Source organism: Methylobacterium sp. WL103 (genome assembly GCF_008039885.1).
Classification (GTDB): Bacteria; Pseudomonadota; Alphaproteobacteria; order Rhizobiales; family Beijerinckiaceae; genus Methylobacterium; species Methylobacterium cerastii.
Map to the genome: position 1 here is coordinate 1 of NZ_VRUX01000838.1, position 1,451 is coordinate 1,451.

General features: G+C 69.1%; 1 protein-coding gene and 1 pseudogene. Both read left to right on the plus strand.

The window, feature by feature from the left end; all coding sequences use genetic code 11:
• The first annotated feature begins 230 nt into the window (after positions 1-230).
• On the plus strand, positions 231-1,001 hold the full coding sequence (gene pgeF / locus FV222_RS25940; RefSeq protein WP_147764230.1) for a peptidoglycan editing factor PgeF: 771 nt from the start codon (positions 231-233) through the stop codon (positions 999-1,001).
• Between the two features lie 260 nt (positions 1,002-1,261).
• Positions 1,262-1,451 (plus strand): annotated as a pseudogene (locus tag FV222_RS25945) (porin family protein); the annotation flags it as partial.

The window sequence follows — 1,451 nt, forward strand, 5'->3', positions numbered from 1 at the left end:
GGCCCAGGCCGAGGCGATCACGGCGGCGGCGCGACGCCTCACCGATCCGGCCCCCGGCGGCATGGGGAGCCTGTTCAAGGCGATGGCGATCACCCATCCCGCGCTCGCTCCGCCGGGCTTCGCGCCGGGCTAAAGCGGCGGGCGAGCCATCGTCAGCCTCGCCGCCTTCGGTTATCGACGGGGCCGACGTGATCCCGCATCGCGGGTGCCAACCCTCGCCAGGAGCCGCCATGTTCGTCGAAGCGCCGGAACTCAGCTCGCATTCGAGCATCCGCCACGCGTTCTTCACTCGGCAGGGCGGCGTCTCCGAGGGCCTCTACGCTTCCCTCAACGGCGGGCTCGGCTCGCAGGACAGGCCCGAGGCCGTCGCCGAGAACCGGGCGCGGATGTGCGCGCAGCTCGGGCTGCCCGCCGATCGGATGGCGAGCCTCTACCAGGTGCATTCCGCTGAGGCCGTCGTGGTCGCGGCGCCGTTCCCCGTGGACGAGCGCCCGAAGGCCGACGCCATGGTGACGCGGGTTCCCGGCCTCGCGCTCGGGATCGCGACGGCCGATTGCGGCCCGATCCTGTTCGCCGATCCCGAAAACGGCGTCGTCGGCGCCGCCCATGCGGGTTGGAAGGGGGCGCTGACCGGCGTGGTCGAGGCGACGGTCGCGGCCATGGAAGGTCTCGGCGCCCGGCGCGGAGCGATCGTCGCCGTCCTCGGCCCGACGATCTCGCAGGCTGCCTACGAGGTCGGCGCCGACTTCATGGCGCGCTTCCGCGACGAGGCGCCGGGGTCCGACCGGTTCTTTTCGGACGGTTCGCGCCGCGGCCATGCGCAATTCGACTTGTCCGGGTTCGTGCGCATGCGTCTTGAGCAGGCGGAGATCGGCGAAGCCGCGATCCTCGGCCTGTGCACCTACGCCGACGCCGAGCGCTTCTACAGCTATCGTCGAACCACCCACCGCGGAGAAGCGGATTACGGGCGGCTGATCTCCGCCATCGCCCTGACTCCATGAAGCTGGTTCCCGGAATGCGACAATCTGTCCAACGCTGAGACGGGAAAAAAGCGTGGCCGCAAGTGAACCTTGACCATTCGAGGGTGTTTATCGCTTCAGGTACCAAGGGATAACGGCGGGGCGCCACAAAGGGGCCGTCTTCAGGACGGTCGGCGTTACCGCGATGCAACAGCATCCTTGGAGCCGTTGACTTAAAGACGGGCAATCGGTGCCGGACGGGGCAAAAGTCCGGCGGCACCAGATGGAATGAGGACCAGACCATGAAATCCATGCTTCGGGGCGTCACCGCCCTCGCCGGCATCGCGCTCGCCGGCTCCGCCTTCGCTGCCGACCTTCCGCGTCGCGCACCGCCGCCGGTGTTCACGCCCGTTCCGGTGTTCACCTGGACCGGCGCCTACTTCGGTATCAACGCCGGCTACGGCTTCGATGCCAGCGAGCGCCGCGGCGCCA